General features: G+C 46.8%; 17 protein-coding genes and 6 pseudogenes. 14 read left to right on the top strand and 9 right to left on the bottom strand.

Annotation, left to right across the window (positions count from 1 at the left end; genetic code table 11):
- Window positions 1-29 precede the first annotated feature (29 nt).
- Window positions 30-266, bottom strand: a complete 237-nt coding sequence (locus tag JCM11969_RS18460) for a hypothetical protein (RefSeq protein WP_225353083.1) — start codon at window positions 264-266, stop codon at window positions 30-32.
- 44 nt (window positions 267-310) lie between these two features.
- A pseudogene (locus JCM11969_RS01820) lies at window positions 311-1,113 on the bottom strand (glycosyl hydrolase family 8).
- A gap of 278 nt (window positions 1,114-1,391) precedes the next feature.
- Between JCM11969_RS01820 and JCM11969_RS01815 the strand changes: the two are divergent.
- Window positions 1,392-2,429, top strand: a complete 1,038-nt coding sequence (locus tag JCM11969_RS01815) for an acyltransferase family protein (protein ID WP_225353087.1) — start codon at window positions 1,392-1,394, stop codon at window positions 2,427-2,429.
- Between the two features lie 15 nt (window positions 2,430-2,444).
- Here the strand turns inward: JCM11969_RS01815 and JCM11969_RS17500 are convergent, their stop codons facing one another.
- Both JCM11969_RS17500 and JCM11969_RS01810 read right to left on the bottom strand, forming a co-directional pair.
- Window positions 2,445-2,606 carry a hypothetical protein gene (locus JCM11969_RS17500; RefSeq protein ID WP_156319225.1) on the bottom strand — a complete coding sequence of 54 codons (162 nt, stop codon included), beginning with the start codon at window positions 2,604-2,606 and terminating at the stop codon, window positions 2,445-2,447.
- Window positions 2,603-2,875, bottom strand: a complete 273-nt coding sequence (locus JCM11969_RS01810; protein WP_054707522.1) for a winged helix DNA-binding protein — start codon at window positions 2,873-2,875, stop codon at window positions 2,603-2,605. Before JCM11969_RS01810 ends, JCM11969_RS17500 begins: the two co-directional genes overlap by 4 nt.
- Window positions 2,876-3,077: 202 nt before the next feature.
- Here JCM11969_RS01810 and JCM11969_RS01805 point away from each other — a divergent pair, with 202 nt between their 5' ends.
- The 3 genes from JCM11969_RS01805 to JCM11969_RS01795 all read left to right on the top strand — a co-directional run bounded on the left by JCM11969_RS01805 (window position 3,078) and on the right by JCM11969_RS01795 (window position 4,621).
- Window positions 3,078-3,308 carry a hypothetical protein gene (locus JCM11969_RS01805; RefSeq protein ID WP_054707519.1) on the top strand — a complete coding sequence of 77 codons (231 nt, stop codon included), beginning with the start codon at window positions 3,078-3,080 and terminating at the stop codon, window positions 3,306-3,308.
- Between the two features lie 749 nt (window positions 3,309-4,057).
- Complete coding sequence (locus tag JCM11969_RS01800; protein WP_054707518.1) at window positions 4,058-4,255, top strand: hypothetical protein; 198 nt, start codon at window positions 4,058-4,060, stop codon at window positions 4,253-4,255.
- A 138-nt stretch (window positions 4,256-4,393) separates the two neighbouring features.
- The gene (locus tag JCM11969_RS01795; protein ID WP_054707511.1) at window positions 4,394-4,621 is read left to right on the top strand and encodes a hypothetical protein; all 228 of its coding nucleotides are present in this window, start codon (window positions 4,394-4,396) and stop codon (window positions 4,619-4,621) included.
- A gap of 125 nt (window positions 4,622-4,746) precedes the next feature.
- On the opposite strand, the pseudogene JCM11969_RS01790 reads toward JCM11969_RS01795, so the two are convergent.
- Window positions 4,747-7,408, bottom strand: a pseudogene (locus JCM11969_RS01790) (HAD-IC family P-type ATPase).
- Window positions 7,409-8,135: 727 nt separating this feature from the next.
- Here JCM11969_RS01790 and JCM11969_RS01780 point away from each other — a divergent pair.
- The 7 genes and pseudogenes from JCM11969_RS01780 (at window position 8,136) to JCM11969_RS01750 (ending at window position 16,554) form a co-directional block, all read left to right on the top strand.
- A pseudogene (locus JCM11969_RS01780) lies at window positions 8,136-10,306 on the top strand (RNA degradosome polyphosphate kinase).
- A complete protein-coding gene (locus JCM11969_RS01775; RefSeq protein WP_054707505.1) occupies window positions 10,306-11,250 on the top strand; it encodes a Ppx/GppA family phosphatase in 945 nt (314 codons plus the stop codon). The pseudogene JCM11969_RS01780 and the gene JCM11969_RS01775 overlap by 1 nt, the downstream one beginning before the upstream one ends.
- A 963-nt stretch (window positions 11,251-12,213) precedes the next feature.
- Window positions 12,214-13,830 carry an Nramp family divalent metal transporter gene (locus JCM11969_RS01770; RefSeq protein WP_054707502.1) on the top strand — a complete coding sequence of 539 codons (1,617 nt, stop codon included), beginning with the start codon at window positions 12,214-12,216 and terminating at the stop codon, window positions 13,828-13,830.
- 12 nt (window positions 13,831-13,842) lie between these two features.
- Window positions 13,843-14,277 (top strand): universal stress protein, encoded by a 435-nt coding sequence (locus JCM11969_RS01765; protein WP_054707498.1) that lies wholly within the window; start codon window positions 13,843-13,845, stop codon window positions 14,275-14,277.
- Window positions 14,278-14,336: 59 nt separating this feature from the next.
- Window positions 14,337-14,779, top strand: a pseudogene (locus JCM11969_RS01760) (universal stress protein).
- Window positions 14,780-14,949: 170 nt separating this feature from the next.
- Window positions 14,950-15,585 carry an NAD(P)-dependent oxidoreductase gene (locus tag JCM11969_RS01755; RefSeq protein ID WP_054707494.1) on the top strand — a complete coding sequence of 212 codons (636 nt, stop codon included), beginning with the start codon at window positions 14,950-14,952 and terminating at the stop codon, window positions 15,583-15,585.
- 12 nt (window positions 15,586-15,597) lie between these two features.
- A pseudogene (locus JCM11969_RS01750) lies at window positions 15,598-16,554 on the top strand (zinc-binding dehydrogenase).
- Between the two features lie 77 nt (window positions 16,555-16,631).
- Here JCM11969_RS01750 and JCM11969_RS17495 read toward each other — a convergent pair.
- Both JCM11969_RS17495 and JCM11969_RS01745 read right to left on the bottom strand, forming a co-directional pair.
- The gene (locus JCM11969_RS17495) at window positions 16,632-16,772 is read right to left on the bottom strand and encodes a glutathione S-transferase family protein (protein WP_156319224.1); all 141 of its coding nucleotides are present in this window, start codon (window positions 16,770-16,772) and stop codon (window positions 16,632-16,634) included.
- Complete coding sequence (locus JCM11969_RS01745) at window positions 16,769-17,551, bottom strand: glutathione S-transferase C-terminal domain-containing protein (RefSeq protein WP_054707491.1); 783 nt, start codon at window positions 17,549-17,551, stop codon at window positions 16,769-16,771. The genes JCM11969_RS17495 and JCM11969_RS01745 overlap by 4 nt, the downstream gene beginning before the upstream one ends.
- 386 nt (window positions 17,552-17,937) lie before the next feature.
- On the opposite strand from JCM11969_RS01745, the gene JCM11969_RS01740 reads away from it, so the two are divergent.
- Window positions 17,938-18,696 (top strand): NADP-dependent (R)-specific alcohol dehydrogenase, encoded by a 759-nt coding sequence (locus tag JCM11969_RS01740; protein WP_054707489.1) that lies wholly within the window; start codon window positions 17,938-17,940, stop codon window positions 18,694-18,696.
- A 376-nt stretch (window positions 18,697-19,072) separates the two neighbouring features.
- On the opposite strand, the pseudogene JCM11969_RS01730 reads toward JCM11969_RS01740, so the two are convergent.
- Window positions 19,073-19,728: pseudogene (locus tag JCM11969_RS01730) on the bottom strand (YoaK family protein).
- Window positions 19,729-19,757: 29 nt separating this feature from the next.
- Entirely contained in the window at window positions 19,758-20,075 is a 318-nt protein-coding gene (locus tag JCM11969_RS01720; RefSeq protein ID WP_054707476.1) for a winged helix-turn-helix transcriptional regulator, read from the bottom strand.
- 238 nt (window positions 20,076-20,313) lie between these two features.
- On the opposite strand from JCM11969_RS01720, the gene JCM11969_RS17490 reads away from it, so the two are divergent.
- Window positions 20,314-20,481, top strand: coding sequence for a hypothetical protein (locus JCM11969_RS17490; RefSeq protein ID WP_156319223.1), 168 nt, complete (start codon window positions 20,314-20,316; stop codon window positions 20,479-20,481).
- Between the two features lie 349 nt (window positions 20,482-20,830).
- Window positions 20,831-21,610, top strand: a complete 780-nt coding sequence (locus tag JCM11969_RS01715) for a glycosyltransferase family 8 protein (RefSeq protein WP_054707473.1) — start codon at window positions 20,831-20,833, stop codon at window positions 21,608-21,610.
- Window positions 21,611-21,864: the final 254 nt, after the last annotated feature.

The following is a 21,864-nucleotide window of genomic DNA, read 5'->3' as shown; positions in this document are numbered from 1 at the left end:
CTGTAACAACTGCTTGTCTATATAGCTGGTTACTCCAACGCAGTGACAACTTGCAGCGTAGCAGAATAATAGTTCCTCTTCTCAATCGTAGTTGGCAACTGTTTTTTCGTTTTATTTGCCAACGACGTGTCCTTTAACGTTCTAGCCGCCATGTTAATTGGTGCTGTGAAGGCCGTGTTCTCATAGTTGTTGACCGCTTTGCCAGTCAGGGTATAAACCACCGTAATTTTGGTCTTCTTATTATAGAAGGTGAGTTGTTTCTTCAACGCTGCCTTAGAAGCACTGTCCTTAGCAAGCAGGTAACCTTGGGCTAGGCGCCAAGGGACACGGCAGGCGTTGTAGCAACCTGGTCGTCCGTTGCGCTTTCGAACTGGTAGGCCTTGGCGGCAGTGAGTGAAATACTGCTGCCCTTAGCGAAGATGAAGTCCGGAAACAGGCCGGTTGAGTGGCGTGCACTTAACTTTTTGATGGCCGTTTGACTATGGGTTGCCACTTTCGTCCAGGTGCTGTCTTTAGTGTAGGTTGCAAAGGTCTTGAAGTAGCCGACCATGAGATCCGAAGTACGCAGTTTGCTGGCATCGTAACTGCTGGTTGCCCAGTTGCCTTCCTTAGGCAGGTAGGTCGTGGTATTGATCTCATCCTTTTTGATGACCGTCAAGAGGTTCTTAGCCGCTGCCTTATAGTTGACGGTTTTGCTGCCCCACTGTTTGTCGGCGAGAATCAGCGCGTAGGCAATGTCCAGATCGCCGTCCGTGGCACTGTTGCGCTGTGACCCGGTACTAGTCAAATGGCCGGACCGCATGGTTTGCTGCCAGCACATAAGCGATCTTGACTGGAAATGCGATGGGCGCGGTAGTAGCGATAGAACGCATTAAAAGTGGTGTGCGTGTTCGCGCCTTTCTTGGCAGCCAGCACACTCGCCAGCATGCCGTACCCCTGACCCTCTGAAACGACCGTGGTCGCACCACTGCCATTGTTGTTGCGGACATATTTTTGCGTTTTACCGCCAACATAGTCTTTTTGCCACTGGTTGTACCAGGTGACCGCCTGGGTCGTTTTAGCGTGTGCCGTGGGCTGGGAGACGCTGCCAAATACTAATCCGATGCCAAGCACATGCCAAGCGCGATTTTTTCGAATTTAGAAATCATCTAGTAGACCCTCCTTTTGAGCTGTTGTTTCCATTATAAGACGTATATATGGGTTCCTGTGTTTTTGAATTTCGCCAATTATTGAAATATCGTGAACAGTCGCAGGATCCTTAGCTCAAAATAAAATTGCGGTATAATGGGGTTTATTTGATTGAAGAGGGGGTGGCAGAACGTGAGGCAATCGATAGCGTCAGAACAGGCTGATGTGGGGATTATTTAAAATTAGCAGCGTGTACGGCAGTGATGCTGCAGCCGATTTTAGCGCTGGCGTTAACGTTGCATCCCAGCAATTTTGCGCAAGTCGGCATCGGATTTGCATACAACCTGGTGAAGTTTACCGCACCGGCCTTCATTTTCGGTATCCTATACACCACAATGCGGCAAACGTTGTGGCCGGTGGTCCCGTATAGCGACTATCTGCGCAACCAGTGGCATGCGTTGTTTGTGCCAACACTCTGGTGGACCAGCATTTATTTGCTGGTGATGCCCTGGGTGCAGCAGGGGTCCCGCTACCGCTCACTAGGCGGGTTTATCTGGCGGTTTATCAACGGAAATGCGGCGCCACATCTGTGGTACAACACGATGATGCTGCAGTTTATCGTGTTGATGCCGCTGTTCTGGCACCTTGCGCGGTGGTGCGGTGCCAGTGCGAAACGGGCGTGGCGCATTGTCGGCAGCACGGTGCTGTTTACGGTCATCTGGCTGGTACTTTACGACACACAGGTCTTCCACGGGCCGCATATGCATAGCTGGTATCTGTTGGATAGAGTGTGCCTGAGTTTTTTGATTTATGGTATTTTCGGCACGCTGACCTGGTCGTTTCGTAACTGGGTGTTGCCGTGGCTGCAACGTTGGTGGCTGGGGTTAGCCGCTGGTGCGTTGGCCGCATACTACTGGATCAACCGTGATCTGTTTGCGTTTGTCTTCCCAGTGAAACTGACGGATGCGCCGTATTATCGACCCGGGATGGTCATTTATGATCTGCTGATGATCGGACTGGTGGTCGCACTTGGGGCGGCCCAGATTCGCCACAAGCGACCCGTAACGGTGTGGGTGCACCGCTTCGCAAATTTTGCGTATAAGGCCTTTTTAGCCAATGTGTTTTGGGAACAAGTCGTCTGGCTGACTGTGGGGAAAATGCTCGCCCAATCGCACCTATTCTGGGGCATCCTGTTGACCTACGTTGCCACGTGGGGCCTGTCGTTTGCCTCGGCATTTGGCTTGCACGCGGTCTGGCAGCCACTTAGAAAACAACTCAAAAATAGGGTAGCCAATCCTTAGACTGGCTACCCTATTTTAATCCGCTAAATTAAGCAGCATCTGATCAACAACGGATAGAAACGTGTTGAGATCATCAGTTGTGATCCGTCGTGTCATGCGCTGTTCCAGACCGTTGATGTCGGCGAGAATTTGGGTCTCGAACTCGTGCGCTTTTGCGGTGGGGATGATTTGTTTCAACCGGTTATCATACACCGTTGGCTGGCGGACGATGAGCCGTTTCGCACCATTTCCTTGAGCATGTTTGTTGCAGTCGGGGCACGCAGGCCGTACTCGACTTCAATGTCCTTTTGGAACACGGGATGTTGTTTGGACTGGCTTAAAATGTAGAGCAGGACCCGGCCCTGGGTGCCGCTAAACTCATACTTACTGGCAAATTTATCCAGTTGACGCCGAATCTTGTTTGCCAGCATGGAAACGGCCTGACCCGCGTCTTTTTGATTTTTCATGGTTAGCCTCGTTTGGATGGTGTTGGTGATTGATTTGAGTTCTCGTAAGTTAAACAGAATAAAGTATACCGCTAATCCAGTAGACTGAGTAGCTAATTCAGTATTCTGAGTTTGGTATCGGAACGGTTTCTTTTTAGATTAATGATATTGCTATCATTCCATTAGATTATTTAGTGGTACACTGTGGGCGGAGGTGAGTGCGATGACAACTGTGCTTGTTCATCAAACGAACGCTGAGCAACCCGTCAAGTTATCAGATGGGACGAATGGCGTCGTGGAACATTGTAAGACGCCGGATGGTGCCAATGGGTATCTGTTTAAATTCTTTGATCAGTTACATGGCGATTTTTGGTGTGATGCGATTACGGATGGTGAGACGGTGACCGTGGATTCGATCAATCGGCATGAGGTGTTTCGGGTTGCGGTGAAGTGAAGACAGTTTTGAGCTAAGTAGCATAAATTAAATATAACTCACAAAAAACGTTATCATTGTCAAAATATAAAGACAATTGACGTTTTTTAGGTTTTAAGGAAAACAGATACTAATTTAGTGTCAGAGTACTTGATTTTGAGGGTCTGACCAAAGAATACTTACGTGACCTATTGGGTTGCTATGGATCGACTAATAATGTGCTTGATTTTATTAATTTTAATAATTTATGTAATTTAAATTTTGAGAAGAATCGTTACGTAGCTACAATCAGAAGGAAAAAGTGACATTAATTTGTTTTTCTATAAGGGAGGATTTTTGAAAAACAGAAAATTTGATTAATGATGTTAACCGTTTTAGAATAAAATTTAGGTACATTGGAGTTAGCAAAAATGAAAGTCTACCACGGTACAACGATTGACAATGTAGCATCCTTGCTGAATCATCCCAAGGTTTTGAAGGAAAATATTAATTTGGCGACCCATATGGTTAACGTTTTGGCATAAGGCAGTGAAAAGCTTGAGGGATTAGAAGTTAACAAACCGCATATTAGAGACAATTTAGATGGTATTTTAATTGAAATGCTCATTCAAGAATTTAAGCTTAATCCCGAGGTTGTCATTAAGGACACGTATACAGCTTTTAGAAGAAAAACGATTTCTAATTTTTTTAAAGGCAGAGAAATTTGTATTAGAAATCCGCGTGTCATTGTAAACTGTCAAGTTGTTGAGTAAATTAAAGAGGTATCGAAGATGAAAAATCAGTTTCCAGGTGCTCATAGGATAACGCTTCCTGAAGAAATTCAGGATGTCGATGAATGGCTAACACAGGAAATGATTGAAGATGCATTAACAAGGGCCGGTTATAAATTCAAACGAAGGAAGGAAAAAAAACAGCATAAGTTTTTCTCCCTGCTAAAGAAAAGGGGACGAAAGGTTAACTCAGATTAACGGAATCAACAAAGGATGATTAAGTACATCGGCAATTCTCAAGATTAACATCGAGAATTACAGATGTTTTTTATATGTTAAATAATATTTTTTAGGTACACCTTAAAATGTGCTATAATACCACTGGAGGTGAGGAACATGACCACAATTTACATCCATCGCATTGACCAGGTTCAACCGCTGAAGCTTTCAGATGGCACGGCAGGCACCTTAATCCCATGCAAAACACCAACCGGACGCGGCTTTACATTTACCTTTCTAAACCCACTTCACGGTAACTTCTGGCGGGCGTCCATCATGGATGGTGACGTGATTCGAGTAGCATCGATCAACGGCGCGGAACAGTTTCAGATAGCCTTACATTGACAGTTTTATATACGCACGCATCTGGCTTGACCTTAGACATCATATGTTGGCAGATATAAGATCTTCAGTGACACACAAAACAGCAATCAACCATTATTCGGATTGATTGCTGTTTTGTGTGGGGTTTATTTTTCCATTCGTGACTGGTGCATATCATCCCAGCGCAACCGGAACAGTTTGACGATTTCGGTGACGACCAAAACGACAATTCCGGCAATGATTGGGATGCCCCAACCATACCAGAAGTTCACGCTTGTGGTGTGGAAGATGCCCTGCATAAACGGCAGGTAGATGATGCCCAACTGAAGGACGATCAGCAACCCAATGATGTAGAATGTCATCTTGTTTTGGAAGAAGTACTTTGAAATAACTGGGTGGTTATTTCGCAGATTGAACAGGTAGAAGATCTTCCCGAAGATGACCACGTTCAACGTCATGGTGCTCCCAACGGCCGCGGTGATCGAATGGTTGACCAGCGTGTCGTACGCAAGCATTCCCAGACCAGAAATCAGCAACGAAACATAGATGACTTCAACCACGTCAAGCTTGCTCATGATACCAGCCTTCACATCACGCGGCCCGCGGGCCATGATGTCGTTTTCGGCGGGTTCAAAGATAAACGCAAACTGAATCGTCAGGGCTGAAACCATGTTGATCCAAAGCAATTGAGTTGGAAATAGCGGCAGTGATTGGTCAAGGAGAATACTCATGACCACGATCAAGCCTTCCGCAAAACTCGTTGGCAACAGGAAGCGAATCGTTTTGCGGATGTTGTCAAAGACGTGCCGGCCTTCACGCACCGCCGTTAAGATGGTGGTGAAATTATCGTCGGCTAAGACCATATCGGCCGATCCTTTGGCAACGTCGGTCCCCTTGATCCCCATGGCGACCCCAATATCGGCTTGCTTGAGAGCGGGGGCGTCGTTGACCCCATCACCGGTCATCGAAACCACGTGACCGCGGGCCTGTTGGGCGCGCACGATTCGCAGTTTATCCGCCGGTGTGGTTCGGGCAAACACGGTGTAGGTGTCAATTTTATCGGTGAGTTCTTCGTCACTCATCTCATTGATTTCGGGCCCGGTAATGGCCTTTGGTACTTCGGCTAAATGCAATTGACTGGCGATGGCCGCTGCTGTGTCGGGATCATCACCGGTGATCATCTTGACTTGAATGCCGGCAAATCGTAGTTGCTGGACAGCTTTGGCAACTTCGGGACGTGGTGGGTCAATGATGCCGACCATCCCAACAATAACCAGACCGTCCCCGATTTGGTCGGGTTCGATTTCGGTTTCATCTGACGCAACTGGCTGGTAGGCAAGTGCCACCACTCGTTTTCCTTGATGCGTCAGTGTATCTAAACGGGATTGCCACTGGTCCAGTGACGTGTCCCCGCCGTGAGCTTGAACAAGGTGGATCAAGGTCTGCGGTGCCCCCTTAACCAGGAGAACGCGGTCTTGATCCATATCGACTAATCGTGCTGAATAACGGAAAGCAGAGTCAAACGGCAGCGATTCAATTTCATTTATTTCGGGTTCGTTACCAGTCAGTTTGTGGTACAGCGCAGTTAACGCCCCATCGGTCGGTTCACCGGCTAAGATCCACTGGCCGTTTTCTTCATGGAAGGCGGCGTCAGAGGTTTGACCAGCAATGTTGACCAGCCAATTCAGGTCATGGTTGTCCTGCCAGTCGACCGGCTGCACATCATCGTTTAACACTTGACCCTCAGCATCGTAACCCACCCCAGAAACAGTGTAGGCATGGTGGTTCGTCAAAATGTCAGTGACCGTCATTTCGTTCTTGGTCAGCGTCCCGGTCTTATCCGTGTTGACAATGTCCACGGCACCCAGCGTTTCAACGGCTGGCAGCGTCTTAACGATCGCGTGCTGCTTCGTTAACCGCCGCGTTCCCATTGCCAGCACCACCGAGGTACTTGCAGGCAACCCTTCAGGCATCGACCCGACGACCATGGTGATCACGGCAATCAGCAGCGTTGGCAGGCTGTACACGTGGTGATCATCCCAAGGATAAACAACAGTACCGCCGCAATCACAATCGCGATAGATAAGCCCAACCCAAGACGATTCAAGTTTTGCATCAACGGGGTCGGCTTGGCCTTCACTTCCGCAACGTCCTGCTGGATCTTCCCAATTTCGGTATGGGTCGCAGTTGCGACCACGATACCCAGGCCAGAACCGCTCGTGACTGCAGTCGACGCAAAGGCCATGTTGCTGCGCTCGGCTAACGGTAAGTTATCTGCGGTGATCGGTTCTTCAGTCTTTTCAACCGAATTCGTTTCCCCGGTCAGCACGGATTCCTGAATGTTCAGGTTATCGGCCGAAATCAGCCGCATATCAGCGGGCACTGAATCACCAGCCTCCAGTTGAACGAGGTCACCAGTGACGAGTTCACGAGAAGGCAGCTCGAGTTTTTGACCATCACGGATGACGTAGTTTTCAGAGACCAGCAGTTCCTTGATCTTATCCAGGGCGTTATCCGCTGAAATTTCCTGGAAATACCCGATCAGCGCGTTGGCGATGATCACCAACCCGATAACGATCGAGTCCGAATAGCGGTGCAACAGGAACGTGATGATGGCAGCGGCTGCCAGAATGTAGATGATGCTACTATTAAACTGTTTTAAGAATCGCAACAAATTGGACGGTTTTTTTGCCTGGAGTTCGTTTGGCCCCTGCTGGGCAAAGCGAGTCTTTGCCTCCTGCGTGTCAGTCCGTCTTCACAGTTGGTATGCCACTGGGCTTCCAACGCGGGTGTTGACTGCGCCCCAATTTGTTGCTGACTGGGTCCGGCGTCCGGTTGTTACTGCGGCGCGTCGGGTGTTTGATTAGAAATTGAGTCTGTTTCGTTTGCCATTAAAAAATCATCCTTCCGAAAATAAAATTAGCGATCTGGTACGTCAATGTTCAAGAATTTCACGAGCAAGGTGCATCCCTTCTTTCTGGTTTAGTCGTCCTTCTATTATATCGAAGTTTGTGCCGCTTGAGAATCGGAAAGAATTGTCGAATTGTAATTTAATAATCTTATAAACTTTATAAGTGCTTGTATTGAATACGGGTAGATTGCTAAGTCCGTTGCATTGCGCGATTTGGCACTCCGCTGTGGTGGCTCGCGATGAAGCTAACTCGATTTCCGCTGTGCGGCTCTCGAGTGGATCTTCAACGTAGGAGATCCTTGAATTTCTGATAAGAAATTCAATAGCTCCGAAGCGACCCCACCTCAGCCTGCAGGGTCGAGCGGTGGAACGAAGCGGCATGCTGACACTATTAAAATCACTCAACTGTGGGAAAGCACCTCCACAAGATAACCAGATACAAGTGCCAAATACGATGGTATGAATCAACAAGTTGAAAATTCCCAGTACAGAATACGGGAAAAGGAAAGGGGTTTCGCGGTATGATAAAGGGTGAACATCAGTTACGAGATTGGGAACGCAACTCGTAACGTTGGGGGCGCAAAACACTGAGAGATGAAGGAGTGTTTCGATATGAGCGATAAGATCAACTATAACAATTTTGACTACTACACCAACCGAGAATTAAGCTGGCTGGATTTTAATGACCGGGTCTTAGAAGAGGCTCGCGATGAGTCAAACCCGTTTTTGGAACGGTTATCTTTTTTGAGCATTACGCAGAGTAACCTGGATGAATTTTTCATGGTGCGGGTGGCCTCACTGGCTAAGCTGGCTGCGGTCAACTACCCCGAACCAGAGGCATCCGGGATGACGGCCGAAGAACAGCTTAAGGCAGTCAACCAAAAGGCCCACGTGCAGCTGACTAAGCAGTATCAGACGCTGGATAATCTGTTGCCGGATTGTGAACAGCTGGGGATTCAGCTGAAAACGGTGAAGCAACTGAGCGATAAGCAGTACCAGTTCATTAAAACCTATTTTCATGATGACCTCTATCCCGTCCTCACGCCAATGGCGGATGACAGCTCACGGCCGTTTCCCTTTATTGCGAACGATACGTTGAATTTGGCCATCCAGTTGAAAAAGGGCGGTAACGATGAACCGCTGTACGCCACACTTCAGATTCCTGACGTCTTCCCAAGGGTGTTGAGGCTGCCGGATGACGACAACGCGTTTATCTTGATCGAAGACGTGGTCAAGGAGTTTGTGAGTCAACTTTTCGTGAATTACAAAATCAAGTCCAGCAGCGCGTTTCGCGTTATTCGGGATATGGACCTCGATGTTGCCGAAGAGGATACCTCTGACCTGCTGAAAGAAGTGCAGCAGCAGTTGAAGTTGCGCGAACACGGTGATGTGATCCGGTTGGAAGTTGAGAGTAGTATCAGTAAGAAATTATTGAAACGATTGACCACGGAACTCAACGTTGATGCGTTTGCCATCTATGAGGTTCCCGGTCCACTTGACCTGACCTTCCTAAAGCACGTGGTGAAGGAAACAAACGGGCATGATGCATTGAAGTACGCGAAATTTAAGGCCTACCAGCCAAAGGCGTTGTCCGCCCAAAATAATATTTTTGACGCAATCAGTCAGCATGATTGGCTGATGCAGCACCCCTACGACAAGTTCGACCCCGTTGTGGAGTTTATTCGGCAGGCAGCCAGTGATCCCGATACCCTGGCCATCAAAATGACCCTATACCGGGTATCTGGGGATTCGCCAATCATCCGGTATTTAGGACAGGCTGCGCAAAATGGGAAACAAGTCACTGTGTTGGTTGAAGTGAAGGCACGATTTGATGAACAAAATAACGTGCACTGGGCGAAAAAACTGGAAACGATGGGCTGCCACGTCATTTACGGATTGATTGGGTTGAAGACCCACTGTAAATTATCGCTGGTCGTTCGGCGTGAAACGGATGGTATTCGGCGCTACATGCACATGGGCACTGGGAACTATAATGATGCGACCGCTCATTTTTACACTGACATGGGATTATTTACAGCGGACAACGATATGGGGATCGATGCCACCAACATTTTTAACATGCTGTCTGGCTATTCACGGCCACCATTTTTCCATGAGCTGCACATTTCGCCAGAAGGCATTCGTGATTTCATCGATGAAAATTGGACGCCGCCATTCAAGTGGTTAAGGATGGTGGAACCGCTCACGTGCAAATGAAGATGAACTCGCTGTCTGATCAAGGCATCATTGCGCATATGTATCGTGCCTCTCACGCGGGCGTCAAAATTGACATTATTGTGCGGGGCATCTGTTGTCTCAGAACCGGGATCAAGGACGTGAGCGACAACATTACGGTGCACTCGATCGTTGGCTGTTTTCTGGAGCACAGCCGAATCTATATTTTCGACTTTAATGGCGAGTCGACTGTTTATTTATCCAGTGCGGATATGATGACGCGGAATCTGAATCGGCGGGTGGAACTGCTTTTCCCAATCAAACAACCTGATCTGCGTGACCGGGTCATTGCGATTTATGCTATTATGTGGACAGATAACGTCAAGACACGAGTTCTGACGGCGGATAACACTTATAAACGCGTCAGTCGCGGCGGGGCACCAGCCAATGACTCACAGGCGGTGTTCGTTGCGGATGCCGAAAAGAAAGTGGCGTTCGCTCAGGCCCGTGCAGAACAGAATAAGTTATCTAGTCTGCAGTCGGCAGGAGAGGGTCAGCCAGCCGCAACTGAGCAGTCTGATGCGGTCGACCCGGGCAACGATAATGGAAGTGACGCTTAGTGGAAAATTTTGCGGTAATTGATTTGGGGTCAAACTCGGCGCGTCTGAGTGTAACCAGAATTGATGATAACGGGGAAACAACGCCCGTGACGCAGTTGAAGTCGTACGTTCGCCTGTCTGAAAACATGGGGGTTGAACGGGTGCTGCAGCCGGAAGCCATTGACCGAACGTTAGCGGCATTGAAAGAATTTAAGACCGTGTACGATCGAGAAGAAAACGTGAGCGTCAAAGCCATTGCAACGGCGGCTACCCGGCAGGCAAGCAATCAAAAACAGTTTTTAAAACAGGTTGCCGAATTGGGCATCGATCTGAAGGTGATTCCGGGCACAACGGAAGCCTACTATGATTATTTAGGCGTCAGCGAGACCTTGCCGTTACCGAACGCTGTTATTTTGGATACTGGCGGGGCAAGTACGGAAATTATTTTGGTGCAAAATAACAAGGTGCAGCACCTTATCAGCATCCCCATTGGTAGTGTGACACTGACGCAGGGGTATTTACCGGCGGATGTCATTCCTGCTAGCAACCTGTTTAACGTCATGACCTACGTGAATAACCTGCTATCAGGTATCTGGTGGTTGCGGAATGGCTTGCATTTGCCGATTATTGGGCTGGGTGGATGTAACCGAACGCTGGCAAAAATCGACCGCCGCTATAATCGTTTTTCAGATTACGAGGATATCCACGGCTACCAACTCAGCCGTGAGGTGGTGGATAATACCTTTTCAAAGATCGTCGACCGTGATCTGGATGGTCGAAAACAGATTCCAGGATTGAGTAAGGACCGCGCGGACATCATTGTCGGCGGCCTGATCCCGCTAGTCTTGATGATGCGCTATTTGGATTCGGATAGGATTACGTTTTCAAATAGTGGGTTGAGGGATGGGGTGTTGTTTGAGCATTTGGGAGAGAGTGGAGCAAGGCGCTTAGGAGGCGGAGTGTAAGTAACTCTGGTCAGAAAAGTCCGGGCCTGACTTTTTTGACCAGAGTTGCTTACACAGGAGCCTCCTGCCTTGCGGAACTCGTTTAGTCAATGTGAAAAGGGAGCGCCGAAGCAGTTAGCACTCACTTGAAAAGAACCGGTCAGCCCGGGCCTGGATTTTTTACCAGAGTCCGTTACATGGCCGCCCCTTGCCTTGCGGAGCTTGTGGTGTTATGTCAATGTGACAAAGGCGCACCAAAGCCAAAACAATACCGACAACCAGATAAAGCAACTTTAAAAATAATTCTATAGCTAAAATAGCCTCCAATTCACCGGCGAATTGCCAGTGGATTGGAGGCTATTTTTAGCAGGAGGTTGGTGTCTTTCTAGGCAACCGGGCCGAAACGTGTTAAAAAAGGCCGCTCCCGGCCGTATAGCGCACCCTAGTCAAGAATCCAAGTTCGGGATTCTCGACTAGGGTGCGCTATACTCTGGGAGCAAGACCGCCTTTTTTAACACTCTACGAAAAAAGAGGTCCCTTTCCAGGAACCCCTTGGGGAGTGAGACACTCATTCATTCGCGATGAGAGGGCCATCTAAAAAGCGTCGAAACCAACTGTGGTCGACGCTTTAGCCCATAGAAAGTAGTTTTGAAAGTTGCTGCTTTGAACTCTTAAGTTCGGTTATATGTTAGGATAACCAAAAACAAAAGTCAATTAAATAATTTTGTAAATTATTATGTCATAGTAAATAACGACAATATGCGGATTTTGTAATCGTAAACCAGCCTAATATAATAGACTTTTGTTTAATATTGGAAATTCAGCTGATAAATGTTAGGGATAATAAAAAAATATCTATTAAGTTTAAAATTTTTATAAAACTGATTAAGTAAGTAAAGAAAACGCTAACTATATTTCACATGTATGATAATTTATTAAGTATTACCTAAAATTCTATTTGAATGACATAAACTTTATTGTACAATGTTTGTGGTCACAAATAGAAAAGTGGTTTTAAATTTGGCAGATCAACCAAGAAAGCACCGTTTGATCGAATACGCCAACGGAAAATCGTTGGAAGAGATCAATGGTACTGTTGAAGTTCCAAAGAATATCGGATTTTGGAAGGCATTATTCATGTACTCCGGGCCGGGCGCACTTGTTGCAGTGGGGTACATGGATCCAGGGAACTGGTCAACTTCCATCACCGGCGGTCAAAATTTCCAGTATTTATTAATGTCTGTTATCTTAATGTCAAGTTTGATCGCGATGCTGTTGCAATACATGGCGGCTAAACTTGGCATCGTGAGTCAGATGGACCTTGCTCAGGCCATTCGAGCACGGACCAGTAAAGCGTTGGGGATCGTGTTATGGATCCTCACAGAATTAGCTATTATGGCGACGGATATCGCCGAAGTGATTGGGGTAGCCATTGCACTGTACCTGTTGTTCCATATTCCATTAGTCATTTCAGTTTTAATTACGGTTCTTGATGTTTTGGTCTTGCTATTATTAACGAAGATCGGGTTTCGAAAAATTGAAGCCATCGTTGTTTGCTTGATTTTAGTTATTTTACTGGTGTTTGCTTATCAGGTTGCGTTATCAGACCCTAACTGGGGTGGTGTTATCGCTGGCCTGGTACCAAACGGCAACACATTCTCCGGCTCAATTCACGTTAACGGCGATACGCCGCTGACTGGGGCTTTGGGCATCATCGGGGCGACAGTTATGCCGCATAACCTTTACCTGCATTCCGCTATTTCTCAAACGCGGAAGATGGATCATAACGACGAAGCGGACGTTGCGCGGACAGTGCGGTTCTCAACTTGGGATTCAAACATTCAGTTGTCGCTGGCATTCGTTGTTAACTCTTTGTTACTCATCATGGGGGTCGCTGTTTTCAAGAGCGGTGCCGTCAAAGATCCTTCCTTCTTCGGGTTGTTCCAAGCACTTTCAGATACGTCAATGCTGAGTAATGGTGTGCTGATCGGGGTTGCTAAGTCGGGGATCCTCTCCATTTTGTTTGCGGTTGCCTTACTGGCTTCAGGTCAAAACTCAACCATTACTGGAACGTTGACCGGTCAAGTCATCATGGAAGGATTTGTCCACATGCGGATGCCGCTATGGCTACGTCGATTGATCACCCGTGTCATTTCAGTGATTCCAGTCATGTTCTGTGTGGCTTTGACGGGTTGTGAAACGCCGATTCAACAACACGAAGCACTTAATAATTTAATGAATAATTCCCAAGTATTCTTGGCGTTTGCCCTGCCATTCTCAATGGTCCCATTGTTGATGATGACCAACAGTAAGCTTGAAATGGGCGAACGATTCAAAAACCACATGTGGGTCAAAATCTGCGGCTGGTTCTCAGTGATTGCACTGACTTTCCTGAACTTAAAGGGGTTACCAGATTCCATTGCCGGGTTTTACGGTGAAAACATTACGGCTGCACAGACCCAAACGGCGCACATGATTGCCTACGTTCTGATCGTTGGTGTGTTAGCGTTACTTGCTTGGACGATTTATGATCTGTACAAGGGTAACAAACGGTTGGCGGCAGAAGTTGCTAAACATGGGGCGTTGAACGCCGAAAATTAGGAGGTACTTGCGATGGCTAAGACCGATTTTACAAGTATTTTAGTTGGGGTAGATGATTCTGAGGATGCATTATTAGCATTTGACTATGCGATTCACTACGCTTTGGATCTCAACGCGAAGTTAACGATTGCGTCAGTATTGGAAAATGACGATATGAGCGTCTATCAGGCACTGGATAAGGATTACATTCATGGCGAACGTAGTGAACTGGAGGAACATCTTTTAGATTATCAACGCCAAGCTCAGGATGCGGGTGTTAAAGACGTCGACCTTATTGTTGATGAAGGGGACGCGGGCGAAACCATCGTGAAGAATATTATTCCTCACGTTAAGCCAGACGTACTGATTATTGGGTCGATCGCAAAAAAAGGGATCAAGCGCCGGTTTGGGAGCCAAGCTGCCTATATGGCTAAGTACGCGCCAATCTCGGTACTCGTTATTCGGTAAAAAACATCCTGAATTTGCTGATTAGGGGTGTTCGTAACAAAGAGAGCTGGTCAAGATAAATGACAGAAACAAAACCAAGAAAGTTTAGACACATTTTAGTTGGGGTAGACGATTCGCCGGATGCCCAATTAGCGTTTCGGTATGCCATGAACCGAGCTAAGAGCGATGGGTCAACATTAACGATTACCTCGATTCTTGAGTCGGATGAGATGAACGTTTACCAGGCGCTCAGTAAAGATTTTGTGCATGGTCAGCGTGACGCACTCGTTCAACATGTTGAAGGCTACCGCAATTTGGCATTGCGATTCGGCATTCCCGATGTGAGCGTCGTTGTTGCGGATGGTGATCCAGGTGAAACCATCGTTAGGGATGTGATTCTGGCTGTTAAACCGGACCTTCTAGTGGTCGGGTCGTTAGCAAAGAAGGGCATTCGAAAACGATTTGGCTCTCAGGCTGCTATATGGTTAAGTACGCACCGATTTCAGTGCAAGTCATCAGATAGGAACAGTAAAATAAGCACATTAGGTCGGATACCATGTTGTATCAGATGACCTAATGTGCTTATTTGCGAACAATTATTTCGAATTCTGGAGCGTTTTTCAAGGGTGCCAGCGACAAAACATGTTAAGCTTGATACAGTTTTAAACACAACTTAATGAAGAGGTGCATCACATGAAAATTGGGGTTATTGGCGCAACCGGCCGAACGGGTCAGGAGATCGTTAAGGAAGCCATTAGTCGCGGCCATGAGGTCACGGCCATTGTTCGCAGTAAAGACAAAGCGGCATCCCTGTTTGGCAATCAAGTGACCATCATTAAACAGGATGCATTAACACTGACGCATGATGATCTCTCAGAGTTTGATGAAGTCGTCGATGCTTTCGCTTCACCACAGGCCTATCAGCATTTGGACCTTGCGAGTCGGTTGATCAGTGCGTTCCGCAATGACGACACGACCAACTTGTTCTTCATTCTGGGTGCCAGTTCTTTAAAACAAGCAGACGGCACCATGATGTTGGATACGATTTTGAAAGACAACGCTGGTCAGCCGTGGATTCAAACGCCTGTCCAACAAGTTCATGAATACAACTATTTGCAGTGGATCGATAATGTGAACTGGACAGCAATCTCACCGCAGGCAACATTCACCCCCGGCCCTAAAACGACTTACCGGATCGCCAAGGACGAGATCCTGTTGAACAAGGCTGGCAAGTCGGAAGTCTCTACGGGAAATCTTGCCAGTGCGTTGCTTGATGAAATTGAGCAACCGAAGCATTTACGGCAACGATTTACGGTTGTTGACGACTAAGGAGGTCTAATAGTGAAAGCAATTGTGCTACGTGAACCTGGTGGCCCGTCAGTCTTGAAAATGACAGACGTTCCAACACCAAAGGTCAAGCCCGGCTGGTCGCTCATCCAAGTGAAAGGGTTTGGCATTAATCGTTCTGAGATTTTTACCCGAAACGGGTGGTCACCTACAGTGAAATTGCCACGGATCCTTGGCATCGAAGGCGTTGGCGTCATTGCTGAAACGACGGATGAAGCCCGGTTGCCGATTGGGCAAAAGGTTGCCACGATCATGGGTGAAATGGGACGAAACTTTGATGGCAGTTACGCTGAATATATGTTGATTCCTAATGAACAGATTTTTGCTGTCGAGACCCAGTTATCTTGGGCTGAATTCGCCGCGATTCCCGAAACTTATTGGACGGCTTACGGCTCGTTGCTGAATCTTAAACTTGCGGATAATGATTCCTTACTGATTCGTGGCGGCACCAGCGGCGTTGGCTTAGCTGCTATGAAATTGGCCAAGGCTATGCGCACAAGGATAACCGTCATTGGCACGACATGAAGGCCTGAGAAAAAGACTGAGATGCTGGCTAATGGGTTTGATGATATTATTCTGGAACAAGCGGGTCACGTTCAGGCTGGTTCCCGTCAATTTGATAAGGTGTTAGAACTCGTTGGATCATTGACGTTGCAAGATTCTTTGACGCTGGTGGCCAAAAATGGCATTTTGTGTGTCACAGGGTCTCTTGGTGGTGTTTGGTCCAGCAAGGACTTTGATCCGATGGGGTTTGTGACAGCAGGGACCTACCTGACGTCGTTTAGTTCCAGTGATGTCACTGAGCAAACATTCAATGATATGCTGCAGGTCATCGAACAGCACCATATTGATGTAACGCCCACTAAAACGTTTGATCTGGCTCATACGGCGGATGCGCAAGCTTTTCTTGATTCAAGCGACAGTTTTGGTAAGGTTGTCGTACTACCTTAAATCGTCCATTAAAATAACGTCCTTATAAATTCAGTCAGAATTCATAAGGACGTTATTTGAGTTGCTCGCAATGAAGATTAATTTTCCCACTCGCTCATGTCTGGACCAGCTGGAATAACCTGGTCGAAACTCGTGACCTTCTGTGTGGTTTGATAGAAATGTTGTTTGATCTTATCGAAATCAGTATCGGCCTTAATGATTGGATTGCTGTACATCACCTTGCATAGCGCCAGAGGTTAGGGTAATCCTGAAGCCGGTGTTTGTTTAATTTTGCGGTGTAGTACCAAACGAGGTCAAATCGTAGTAAGCGGGCAAACAACATCAGGTCAGCGGTGGTCATGTGATCGCCGAAGAGGTAGGCCTGGTTGGCCAAACGCTGGTTGAAATCCTCCAGTTCGTCAAAGAACCGGTCGGAGAGGCGGTTGAAGCCCTCTTGTGAAATAGCTGTTGAGGCCCCGTTAATGATTTTTGATAGGTCAGCGATGCGTTTGCTTAAGGCAACGAGCTCGTCGTGGTCGGCATCTGGGAACAGGTCTGGCGCACCAGGAGCCGTGTAGTCACGCCATTCAGTGCCCAGTTCCTCGAGTAATGTAGCTGATTGACTGGTGACAACTGCACCAGTTTGAACATCAACCAAAGCTGGAATGGTTGGGCGACTATCAAATGATGGGTCAGCCTTCTTGTAAGCAGTCGAGACACGGCTGATCTCTAAAATCGGATCGTCATCATTTTCGTCTGGTCCAAAGAACCAGTCGTCATCGATTCCGGTATGACGCAGGGAATAAATGGGACTGCTGGCAATGACCTTATCAAGCCCTAAGAGGTCAATTTCCATTTTGACGGGGTTTGCCCACGGGCAGAAGTACGCCCAGATCAGTGAGTAGCGATTGGGTTCAACGGGCAGGTCCCCAGTTGAAAAACGTTGGTCTAACGTTGCAGATGGTTTCTTTTTTGGTTGCCAAGAACATGCGGCACCTTCATTTGATTCGTTTGCCATACGAAAACACTTCCTTTTAGATCGATTATAAAACCTTTGCTCAAAAAAGGACACGCGATGGCTTATTAAGTTGTGATTGGGTGACAATAATGGCAACAAGAAATAATGAAAATGATGTCTTTTGTGAATTTTTCATTAATAGACTAAAGTTGTAAGATTGTTTGGGTAAGGGGCGACTATATTTATTTAAAAAATCTTAATCTTTGGTATAACGGACGCTAAACCGCTTTCTATAATAGTCTGTAAGTATGGATTACAGTTACCAAGTTGTGACCTATTTGTGAAAATAGTATGACTTTTTAGTAAATTGTGAACTAGTAAGCAAATTATATGCTATACTAACTTTATTCAAAACAAAACTTAAAAATTAACTCGGAGGGATTCACATGACTGATCGTTTAAAGGGTAAAGTTGCAATTGTTACTGGCGGGACTTTGGGAATTGGCTTAGGCGTTGCCCAACGCTTTGTCGACGAAGGCGCTAAGGTCGTTATCACAGGGCGTCACGCTGATGTTGGTGAAAAGGCTGCTAAGAGCATTGGCGGCGAAGATGTCATTCGTTTCATCAAGCACGATGCTACGGATGAAGAAGGCTGGGTCAAGTTGTTTGACGAGACTGAAAAAGCCTTTGGGCCTGTTACCACGTTGGTGAACAACGCCGGGATCGCCATCAACAAGAGTATCGAAAACACGACCACAGAAGAATGGCACAAACAATTAGCTATCAACTTGGACGCCGTGTTCTTTGGGACTCGTTTAGGGATTCAACGGATGAAGAACAAGCACCTTGGCGCTTCGATCATCAACATGTCCTCAATTGAAGGCTTTATCGGTGCCCCTAACTTGGGTGCCTACAACGCGTCAAAGGGTGGCGTGCGGATCATGTCGAAGTCAGCAGCCGTTGACTGTGCGCTGAAAGACTACGATGTTCGAGTTAACACCGTGCACCCAGGCTACATCAAGACGCCGTTGGTAGAAGATCTGCCAGGTGCCGAAGAAGCCATGTCAGCCCGGACAAAGACACCAATGGGTCACATTGGTGAACCAGACGACATCGCCTACATCTGTGTCTACTTAGCCTCAGATGAATCCAAGTTCGCAACAGGTTCAGAGTTTGTTGTGGATGGTGGGTATACGGCACAATAGAAAAGAGTGTGGAAGAAGGCGTTTAAGGGGCTACTGGAACACGTTTCGGCGTGGCGGCCAAGAAAGTCATAGTGTGGAAGAAGGCTCCGCCCTCTGCCTTCTGGAACACGTTTCAGCGTGGCAGCCAAGAAAGTCAGCCACAAAAAGCGCGTCCCAACCAGTGCCAAGAGCAGGCACAATCAAAAAATAGCAATGCAGGCAACCAGCTAACAAAAATCGCAGTGAAGTGCAGATTCGAAAAGCTGAAAACCCACAAAAATAGGTACTAGGATCATCCATGAGAGGTGACCCTGGTACCTATTTTTAAAGACGATTAGTTACAATTTGAATCGATATTGGATGCAATGGCCTTCCTGTTAACTGCGTTGTGACTCTCTTAGCCCCTGTGGCTTGCGATGACAGTCATCACTAAAATAATGGCGGATAGGAAAATTGTTTGACCGTGAAAAATACCAATTAGCAGGCCATTCAACGCCGCCCCGACGACAAATCCAAAAAGAATCGTCCCGATAGTCGTTAGGTTGTCCCAAGCCATTGTGTCGCGTTTAAAAATACCATCATAAATGGCCTCGGCAAAAGTTCTGAGGTTACCTGTCATCATGAGTGAGGTGAATCCTTTACCTTTCAATTGGCGAAATTCCTGGAGTTGGGCGGCCGCTGCCATTGATAACAAGCCAACAGATACCATATTTGGCATGACCGCTGCGAATGCGCCAGCCAACACTATCAATACAATTTCATAGGTTACGATGAACGTTTGCCGACTCATTCGAAGCCCTTCATGATAACGATGTTGGATGAACCTGGCGACAATCGTGCCGACCATAAACATCAAAATCGCAATCAAATAGTGGCTCGCCCGTGACCAGTTTCCAAGGCCAATGTGCTGCCAAGTAGAATCAAGTTCCCAGTTTGTAGACCAGCAAACACCTCGCCATGCGTAAAGTAGGTGTAGGAATCCAAACCGCCCGCGGTGGCAGCGAGCAACGTTCCGGTTAATAGCCGGTCATATCGTGGTTTTGCAAGTGTCATGAATCATTTCCCCCTCTTAGTAACAGCACCTAACGCATTGTTGCCTCGCCGAACGCCTTAAGCTGTTGCTTACCCCAGTCATGAAGACTGAACAAAATATGCTGCATTTCAACACCATCATGCAGTAACCGGTAGGCATATTCGTCATCATCGGCCACTAGTCCCAAACTAATGAGTTTAGTGAGGGCCAAGAGCAGGTTCAAGGTTGAAATACCGCGAATCTTTTTGCGTAAAATTATGAAATCAGAAAAGTCAGCTGTTAAATTTGTGAGGATCAAGGCGTACCACTTATTATTGAGTAGTTCTAAACCAACGCGGGTACTGACGCTGATATCATGCTTCGTCAAGATTATCACTTACCTTTTATCAGATACCTGCAAGTTTACCGTTATCAAGCAAAGGTTGCCAGTAAAGCAACTTGGTTGAACCTACGAAAAAGTTCCTCAAAATCCAAGCAGGCACATTGACTTTACTGGATTTTGGGGTATTATATTCTCAAGCAAAAGCACGGTGATCGTGCATGGGCAGGCTCATTCTCCTGCCTAATTTTCTGGAAATCGATTGTTGTAAAGGGGATACTAAAAAATGAAACGAACATGGTTAATTACAGGTATGACAAGTAACTTTGCACAAAGATTGATTCAAAATCTGGCTAAAAAGAGCAATAAAGACGTCAAGGTCGAAAAACAGAGTCATCTGCCGATGTTGCCACAGGCAGCTACGGTGGATTTGATGATTAATGGAAGAATATAGAGTGCGGAAGAAAGCGTTTAAAGACTGGAGCAGAAGGGCACTCTGATAATGAATCCCGGGCCTGGATTCGTTATCAGAGTGCCTTCTGTGCAAGTCTTTGCTTTCTGGAGCACGTTTCGGCTAGGTATAATAAGAGCACCAAACTAGTGCAAGTCTTTGCTTTCTGGAGCACGTTTCGGCTAGATAAACTAAGAAAACCAAACCGGTTCTGGGTCTAAAAAGTAAAAAACTGCATAAATTCACCTCCCAAAAAAAGAAGCCGCAATCACAGGCTTCTTTTATTTTCCCCAGTCACCGACAACTCAAGCCTTTATAATAGACCTAAACCCCAAAAAAGAAGGCCCCCAAAATGCCCATTGAACTCCTAGTAACGGTCAACGAAACCTATATCCCACCTCTAAAAACACTGCTCAACTCAATCCATCAAACTGAATCCCAACCCATCCACGTTTGGCTGATTCACCGCCAAATCGACCCGACACAACTCAAAACGTTGTCAGATTGGATCACTGGCCGCAATATGACGTTCACCGCCTGCCAAGCAATCCCAGCCGTTTTCGGCAACGCGCCGATCACTGCTCAGTATCCAGTTGAAACCTATTTCCGGCTTCTAAGTGGGCAAATTCTCCCGAAGACACTTCACCGGGTGCTCTATATTGATCCTGATATTCTGGCTCAGGGTCCTCTAGATGAGCTTTGGCAGTTAGACATGCAGGGACGCCCATTTGCGGCTGCCGCTCATCAAGACCAACAACTTGAGAATCGCCAACGGATGCAGATCAATCACGCCTATTACAATACTGGTGTGCTTTTGATTGACTTGGATCGCGTTCGCCAGCTGATTAATTTTCGGGACATTACGGCCTACATCACTACTCATGAGGATCTGCCACTAGTTGACCAGGACATTTTAAACGGTCTTTACGGCAATCAGGTGACGCCAATTGACGATAAAATTTGGAATTTTGATGTGCCGAGTTACGCAAACTACCTAGAAGGTGGTTTAACACCTGAGTGGATCGCAGCTCATACGCGATTGTTGCACTATCAACGGCAACCAAAACCGTGGCAGCCGGAATACGCCGGACCATTAGGAAAAAATTATCAACAAGCGCAGATTAGCGAGTGAAAATAAGCGTCAGGACTGATGTCGTTTTTGCAACAACCCACCCATATTTGATGAAATTGCTTCTATATAATTAGACACTTACAAACATGTGTCAAAACTTGAAAGCGGCGAAAGAAAAATCGGCCAAATATTTTGACAAAATTAAAAAAGACAACTATTCTTATTAGATAATCAATAAATATAAGTACAATGAAATCTTTTTGATTAATTTAGGTCCTAATGCTTAGTCATCTAAATAACTTGCATGAGAGAAG

Source organism: Secundilactobacillus paracollinoides DSM 15502 = JCM 11969 (assembly GCF_001311135.1).
Lineage (GTDB): Bacteria > Bacillota > Bacilli > Lactobacillales > Lactobacillaceae > Secundilactobacillus > Secundilactobacillus paracollinoides.
The sequence above is the reverse complement of the archived record's forward strand: the minus strand, read 5'-3'. Positions and strand labels throughout refer to the sequence as shown.

Coding starts and splice junctions, on each gene's coding strand:
- JCM11969_RS01815 (WP_225353087.1), top strand. CDS start 1,392: ATGCTGCAGCCGATTTTAGCGCTGGCGTTAACGTTGCATCCCAGCAAT.
- JCM11969_RS01810 (WP_054707522.1), bottom strand. CDS start 2,875: ATGAAAAATCAAAAAGACGCGGGTCAGGCCGTTTCCATGCTGGCAAAC.
- JCM11969_RS01805 (WP_054707519.1), top strand. CDS start 3,078: ATGACAACTGTGCTTGTTCATCAAACGAACGCTGAGCAACCCGTCAAG.
- JCM11969_RS01800 (WP_054707518.1), top strand. CDS start 4,058: ATGAAAAATCAGTTTCCAGGTGCTCATAGGATAACGCTTCCTGAAGAA.
- JCM11969_RS01795 (WP_054707511.1), top strand. CDS start 4,394: ATGACCACAATTTACATCCATCGCATTGACCAGGTTCAACCGCTGAAG.
- JCM11969_RS01770 (WP_054707502.1), top strand. CDS start 12,214: ATGTTTGTGGTCACAAATAGAAAAGTGGTTTTAAATTTGGCAGATCAA.
- JCM11969_RS01765 (WP_054707498.1), top strand. CDS start 13,843: ATGGCTAAGACCGATTTTACAAGTATTTTAGTTGGGGTAGATGATTCT.
- JCM11969_RS01755 (WP_054707494.1), top strand. CDS start 14,950: ATGAAAATTGGGGTTATTGGCGCAACCGGCCGAACGGGTCAGGAGATC.
- JCM11969_RS01745 (WP_054707491.1), bottom strand. CDS start 17,551: ATGGCAAACGAATCAAATGAAGGTGCCGCATGTTCTTGGCAACCAAAA.
- JCM11969_RS01740 (WP_054707489.1), top strand. CDS start 17,938: ATGACTGATCGTTTAAAGGGTAAAGTTGCAATTGTTACTGGCGGGACT.
- JCM11969_RS17490 (WP_156319223.1), top strand. CDS start 20,314: ATGAAACGAACATGGTTAATTACAGGTATGACAAGTAACTTTGCACAA.
- JCM11969_RS01715 (WP_054707473.1), top strand. CDS start 20,831: ATGCCCATTGAACTCCTAGTAACGGTCAACGAAACCTATATCCCACCT.